Here is a 7408-nt window from a genome sequence, read left to right on the forward strand (position 1 = left end):
ACCTCGTTGAGTATTGACTTGGCTTGACTCTAATACTTCAAGCATTTCTAAAAAGGTTGAGGGTTGTATTCCAATCAGTCGTTTAAACTGACTATTTGATAGCATCTTTACTTTTTCATATTTCATGTACTCATGATAGTAGAACATGACTTTTTAATCTGGATAAAAAACAAACAAAACGTTGATCGTTTTTTGATTTTTGCAAGAAGTCTACTTTATAGGGGTAATACCAAGCCCGTTGTCCATCAGAACTAGGGATATTTTTTATATCTTCCAGCCCAAAGCCTTCCTCTTCGCTGAGTTCTAAAAAAGCATTATGCATCTGCAAACGATTAGCATGAGTCCCTACATTAAGTAGACTAAGAACCGTAAAAGGATCTATTTCCTTATGATGATATTTTTCATCATTAACAATGCTCTTATTTTCATCAAAAATAAGATCAGATTTAAAATCTTGTCCCACACTTTTTTTTATATCCCTAATTCTAATTGCAAGTTCGCTTTGTTTATTTTCATATTCTTTAATTTTAGGGAATAACTTTTCAGTATATAAACGTATCCATTTTGGTTTTGTTAAATTAACTTGATTCATTTATAAATATCCTGATATTAACCTTTACTATTTTGTGCATATGCCATTAACTGACAAAATACATTTACTAACTTCTGCTGTTTAATATTGCTTGTATTACTATTCATTAAGTTTGGATTCCCTACCACGATTGCTAAAGACTGTGCTCTCGAATTCGCTACATTTAAACGGTTTTTATCAAACAAAAAATCCATTCCTCGTGGAGAATCATTCGCATCACTTGCACATAGGCTGAAAAATACAATAGGTGCTTCTTGGCCTTGAAACTTATCTACACTTCCCAGCTTTGCATTTTCACCTAAAGCAGATTTAAGCTTAGTCACTTGAAAATTATATGGTGCTACAAATAAAATATCATCTAAAATAATAGGCTTTTTATTACCTTCCTTATCGGTATAAATTCGCCCAATGAGCTCATTCACAGCATGTTGAATCGCTTGAACCTCTTCATCACTCGCTTGAGTATTTCCTTCATGTACAACGGGGATGAATACAATACCTGCTTCCTTGTTTAATACCCCCTTATAACCATCAGGGACTTGAATAACTTGCAGATCGTTAGACTTGTGTGAATTTAACTCACCCTCATAAATGGCCTGACTGATAAACTCATTTACTTTTGAATGCATTCTGTAGGTAGTGTCGAGAAAGATGCCTCGATTAGGCTCAATTGTTGGATGATCTTTTAGCAAATAATCTAAAATAGACAAACCACTATCGCCAGGGTGCGTACCTTGAGCGGGTTGTCCTAGTTGCATTTGGTCACCCATTAAAACCAAATTATGAGCTGATTGACTCATTGCAATTAAGTTTGCTACCGATACTTGCCCTGCTTCATCAATAAACAAATAATCAAATTGCTTATTTAATTCCTCACGAGAAAACCCCCACGCTGTGGTACCAACGACACATGCTCCATCAAGATATTCAACTATTTTGTCATTCTTAATTTCTGAAATTCCAAAGTTTTCAATTTCAGTATCTGTATTTTTTGTACAGCAGAAATGAGCTGGAATATTTTCATTTTGGCAATACTGTGCCACACCAATCAAAAGATTATTAATCGCCTTATGGGAGTTTGAGCTAATGCCTACTTTTTTTCCTTGCTTAAGTAGTTCTGCAATAACATGCTTACCTGTAAAGGTTTTTCCTGCTCCAGGAGGTCCTTGAATCACAATATATGAGTTATCCAAATTACAAATTGCCGATTTTATTTGATCCAACTTTTCTAAGTTTTTATGGCTCGAAACAATTATTTCTCCCTTTTCTATACCCTTGATGCGTGGATAATCCCGTCTTAAAAAATGGAGAATAGCATCATCATTGAGCTGGTTTTCATAATAGCTTCGGACTACTGTTTCTATTGCTTTTGGAATAGGCTTTGGATTTACATAATCATCCGGGATTAAATGCACAACAGACAGCGGTTCTTTAAGCTGTAAGCAAATTCTGCCTTTTGAAACTGATGAATGCTCTTTTAATAATGTCGCTTTAAGATTGTTTCCCTTTTCATCTTCCTCCCCAAGAATATAAAAGCTAGTGGTATTTGCCATTTTAAATTCTTGATGAGGATCAAATGAATACTCATATGCTAAGCTTCTTGCTTTAGGAGTCGGTTTAAATGGCTCTTTGTCTGTACGAATACAGTTTACTAGACAATCAAGATCATCATAAAGCTCTTCCACTGTTAAGCCCATTCTTTCAAAAAGTCGCCAAAAAACTGGCTTAGCTTCTCTACGATGAAACTCCAGAGCCCAAGCCATGTTTTCACAAATTTGTGACTCAATTATATCGTGAGACTTAAGAGATTCTGCTTTACTCAATAATTGATCTCTTAAGTTTGTTATTGCCGTTATTTCCTCACTTAGCTCTTTTTCTACAATGTCTTTTTTTCCTACATACTGGATGCCAAATTCTTGCTGTTTCTGATGCAACCAAGCCACTAACTCTTGCGTACTATTACAATCATCAATATTGTAGTCTCGAATACTTTTCAGGACTTTTGATGTTTGCCAGATTAATCCATCTGGATTAACTCGCCAATTTTCATACACGACAACAGAATCGCCACCGGAACCCACTTCTGTTTCACGTTTACCACGATATAAGTGTTCTACATTTTTAATAGAATATTTTGGTTCACCAATCAGTAATCCATTTTTAACGATCTTGTATAAATCAACAAAAACTCCATTTCTTAGCAATTGATCTACTTCTAATTCACAAACACCATAACGGCACATGAGCTTCTTACATGCAGCAATTTCATAGTTTGCATAATGGTAAATATGCATTGTAGGATCTTGCTGCCAACGTGCATAAACCCATTCGATAAATGATTTAAATGCCATTTTTTCTTCGACTTCATTGTGAGCCCAAAAATCTATAAACTTACGCTCACCTTTTTCATCGAAATATGTACATCCCCACAAGTACTCAAGTCCCCCTTCAATTAAAGGAAACCCCTCGATATCAAAGTACACATCATTTTCAGAGTGCTGAGGTAATAGTGCCAATCCTAATTTTTCATGAGTGTTAATGATTTCAAATAAAGGCGTTGCAAGCCCTTCACTTTTTCTCTGAATTTGGGCCTGAGCTTTTAATCTTTTATATACATCAGTATTCAAGCTCTTAATGCTTGGCTTATCACTATTAATCAAGTCTTGCATCGTCTGAATACCATCAGCATTCAGCTTCTTGATTTGCGAGCGTGTAATTGTGGCGACTTGAGAAAGATGATCTGCCTCTTTGAGTAATTGCTTCGCATAATTACTCCAACAACCCCATGACTTGGAGTCAGAAGGATTAGGGTACTTTTCTAAATCGAATTCTTCGTGCAATTGCAAAAAGGCATTTTTTACTGATTGGTAGTAATAGTAAAATTCTTGTGTACTCAATCGCTGTTGAGTTTGATCGCCTAAAATAATGACAAAATCATTCGAATAACGGCCTTGAAAAGCTGCAATCATTTCCTGATAGCAACACAATTGAATGGTGTAATATGGTTGTAATGATTTTGAAAGTTTGGTGTCCCAAATTTCATAATGATAGTCCCCAAGTTGACTAGAACCTGGAACCTTGACTAAAAAATCAGCAAATCCTGTAAACTGATCTTGACTTAAACAAGCCTGGAAAACAACATCTGCACCTTCTTTCATGGCCTGTATCGTTGCAGCTTTCTTATCTGAACTTAATCCTATATTCGCAATCGTTAAGCCTTGTTGCTTCAATCCTTCCAATACAGATGATTCGTGCTCTGCACCTTTATCCTGAAGCATGAGCATCATTGCATCATCCTGATCTTTTAAATCTAAAGCTTCAGGAGAAATAAGACTGAAATGTTCCATCCAGGAAGCAAAAGGACTTTCTAAAAACAAAATTAAATCAGAGGGTGAAAAAATTAAATTATCATTGTGTAGTTTCATATTAAACCCAAATATTTTTATAAAGTACTAAAAAAACAAATACTACTATAGACTTCTTTCATAAATCAAAAAACGATCTTCTTCTTGGTTAATATTTGCATCCCAGATTTTTTAGCATTCGTGCATAATCTGCGGTTGAAATACAATGATTAGCCATCCTTTAACAAAAAATAGATTTTTGCATCAGTCGCCTTAAAAAATATATTAGACCTTGCATTAGTCAAAATTTAAACAGCCACAAACTATATTTTATAAGGTTTTAACCAATTCAAAATTAGGTAAAAGCATACTCCGCAAGGTCTATTGTTAAACATTCTATTCATGAAAAAAATCTGGGGAATCATAATGTGAATTTTGCATAGCTACATCTAATGGACAATAAAAAAATTGCACCCCTGGAATTTTTGGACTTCCATCTCGATTTTCCAAATGTTTTTCTAGTTTAATATATAAAGGATCATTTTTATCAAAACTGACATCTAAGAATAAATTACCTAGATATGGTTGCTGTATAACATTATCACTAGCCATACCGTAACAAAACTCAAATGAAATATTATTATAATTTAGCCATTGCATTAATTCATTTCGCTCAGTTAACTCTTTATAATTGTGATTTCACTAAAACTAACAAAAAGTACATCACTTCCTTTTTTTCTCGCAATTGCGTCTATATGTTGGATTATCATTGGCATCTTATTTACCCCTTCATTATATAATTTTTACTTCATGTAGTATATCTATTACATTAGAACTTGTTGACATTGACTGCTCAAAAAATGCGAGAAAGTAGAATTTAATTTACAGTCTCAATTTAATCGCTGTGTTAGGTCAGGCAGCCTATCTTAATAAACTCCTCCAACAAACCCGGTACGATTCAAAAACGGAAAAATGAAATTTACATTAAATTATCCGCTATATTAGCGGTATAAATCATTAAAATTGTTCTCTACATATACATAAAAATCATTTTCCACTCGATCATATTTAAAGACCATGGTGTTACGACTCATCCATCGCTTTAAAAGTTTTTCGTAGACATTCGCTTTTTTCGTAGAGGTCGCACTAAAAGACCAATAATGAATATCATGCTTATAAATAAGCTCCTCAACTCTCTTACTAATCGCATTAAAAACTTTCATGGCAGGTAACTTTAAGTTGATATCTTCATATATGGGATCATCTCTAAATAGGGCTAATTCAGGATGTTTACGGTAATTGATCTGGACTCTGGCACGGGGTGGTCTATTTAAAGAAAAGGAAAAACTATAATGATCAAATTTGAGTATGTAGTGCAATCCATCAATCATTAAGTCCTCTTTCAAAATCATACGATATCCTTCTTAAAATGATGACCAAGAACATTATTGTAGATTTCCATCAAGATATCTTGATCTTCCGGTGTTTGGAATGAACTGCCAAAAAAATCACGATCAGTCGAATTAAATAATTGAATAAAATGTTTTAGAAAAGGTTTTAATTTTTTACGCTTACAGTAGGCAAAATACTCACTTGCATCTTCGAATATAATCCACCATTCCTGAGGACTACCAATTTGGTTTCCACCCATTGGATGTAATTGATCAAATAGAGCATTCAGTAGATATTGAAAATTAAACTGCATACTGCCGTATTCAAACTCTGGATATTCAGAATCCAGATCTAAAGTATTTATATGCTGATGAATTGCATAAGCCCCTTTTAGTATTTTCTGAACCTTTTGATATTGTTTATAGCGAATCAAATCTTTGGCAGATATTTTGGGCAGGCGCGATAAATCCATATTGTCACGTAAATCTGCAAGTTTAACTTCGCAAGCAATCGGATTTTTTACTGTTCTTTGCACTGCCTGAAAACGACTTTCACCATCTTGTTTTGTGACAGCTAAAACTGCATGAATAATATTTTCATCAAACCCTAGTGATCTTAAATCAGTTACCGATGTTGCTGTATCTTCCAAAATATCATGCAGAACAGCGACAATTTTGGCATCAGGATGTTGTGCATTTTGCATGACACGCAAGGGGTGATGGATGTAGGGTTGCCCTGCTTTATCTATTTGCCCCAAATGCCGTTCAGTTGCGAAGGAAATTGCTTTTTCTAAAGTACCGATATGATATTCCCTTTATATTTAATCAAATTTTATTCAATTATATTAATCAATTACAGCAAATAAATAAAGTTCAATCATAGCTATTACGTCAATTTATGTCGTCTCATTAGGCAAATTTATCTGGGTTAAATCTAATTCTTTTACAAGCTGATCAGCTTTCAATTTCCTTGCCATTCTGCCCATATTGGTTTGTGGTTCAGCTACGGCTACATATTCATTTGCCGGAGTGACAACAAATGTTCCTAGAGATTCATTTTGGAATTTATCCAAGAATAAAGTCATTAACCATTCTGCAGCCTCTTTCACTTTAACGATTGTTTGTGAAGGTTCTTTGTTGACGTAAAGTCTAATATTGGCGCCCTCATCCTGAATGCTGAGTAAACATTTCGATGTGATTTGAAAGTAGTGACAAATTTTTAGAATATTTTGATTAAATAGGACTTACGCACTATTATTTATAGATTCTCTGTGGTAGCAGATGATTTTTATCAAGAATAAAGTCATCAATGAAGTTTTTGATCATTGGTCTAAATAATTTCTTCTGCCAACGATATATATTTTCAAAGATCCGCTCAAACTGGTTCTTTTGTATCTCAACGTAGGCCATCAAGGCTGAAAAAATATGATTCAAAATCAGTTTAGATCGTCTTACTTGAAACTTTTCAATATGACAAACCTGTTTAATCACCCGGTGATATTGCTCTATTTTCCAATGACTTGAATGTAATTCATGAAATCCCTCAAAGGACAATAAATCATCTTCATCTTGATGCACAATATAAAACCTCTGCTGTTCTTTTAACTGAGTCTTAAATAATTGTACAAAGCCAAAATCTTTGAGCCAGACTACTTGACCCTGATGGAAATCTGGCAATAAACGCAGTTGAAACCATTGTCCTTTTTCTGGGGAAACCTTACGGTTACAGTCGATACCAAACATAAATCGAATACCATATTTTCTTATGGTTTTTAGATTTCCAGTCGATGAATACCAACTATCACCTGTAATAAATTGAATCTTTGCACCCCAACTGAGTACTTCACTTAACATATCCATAAAGTAATCATTCTTGGTTTTACTTTCAGATTTGTCATAAATTCGGAAATTAATTGGAATATTTTGACCATTTTGATCTGTCGCATACAAGGTAATGAGATTAATACCCTTGACGGATCGGTGGTGTTTGCCTGACCAAAAATAGCTAACTAAGTCCATATGTTGACTATATGGTTTATCTAAAACAGTATCATCAATACTGACTATAAGTTTGTTATTAT

General features: G+C 34.1%; 6 protein-coding genes and 1 pseudogene. All 7 read right to left on the minus strand.

All coding sequences use genetic code 11. The features are described 5' to 3' along the window. Positions 1-130: 130 nt before the first annotated feature. Positions 131-592 (minus strand): hypothetical protein, encoded by a 462-nt coding sequence (locus F948_RS08140; RefSeq protein ID WP_004962500.1) that lies wholly within the window; start codon positions 590-592, stop codon positions 131-133. A 17-nt stretch (positions 593-609) separates the two neighbouring features. Next, positions 610-4017: a TM0106 family RecB-like putative nuclease gene (locus F948_RS08145; RefSeq protein WP_004962504.1), complete on the minus strand. Its 3408-nt coding sequence runs from the start codon at positions 4015-4017 to the stop codon at positions 610-612. A gap of 315 nt (positions 4018-4332) precedes the next feature. Next, the gene (locus F948_RS08150) at positions 4333-4596 is read right to left on the minus strand and encodes a hypothetical protein (protein ID WP_004962506.1); all 264 of its coding nucleotides are present in this window, start codon (positions 4594-4596) and stop codon (positions 4333-4335) included. 341 nt (positions 4597-4937) lie between these two features. After that, on the minus strand, positions 4938-5348 hold the full coding sequence (locus F948_RS08155) for a ubiquitin family protein (RefSeq protein WP_004962518.1): 411 nt from the start codon (positions 5346-5348) through the stop codon (positions 4938-4940). 371 nt (positions 5349-5719) lie between these two features. Continuing rightward, positions 5720-6130: pseudogene (locus F948_RS16695) on the minus strand (guanosine-3',5'-bis(diphosphate) 3'-pyrophosphohydrolase); the annotation flags it as partial. A 93-nt stretch (positions 6131-6223) separates the two neighbouring features. Continuing rightward, positions 6224-6436, minus strand: coding sequence for a hypothetical protein (locus tag F948_RS08165; RefSeq protein WP_017397589.1), 213 nt, complete (start codon positions 6434-6436; stop codon positions 6224-6226). A 145-nt stretch (positions 6437-6581) separates the two neighbouring features. Beyond that, positions 6582-7408 (minus strand): IS701-like element ISAba11 family transposase (locus tag F948_RS08170; RefSeq protein WP_004962524.1); only part of this gene is annotated, 827 nt, incomplete at its 5' end.

The sequence above is a fragment of the Acinetobacter junii CIP 64.5 genome (assembly GCF_000368765.1).
GTDB lineage: Bacteria > Pseudomonadota > Gammaproteobacteria > Pseudomonadales > Moraxellaceae > Acinetobacter > Acinetobacter junii.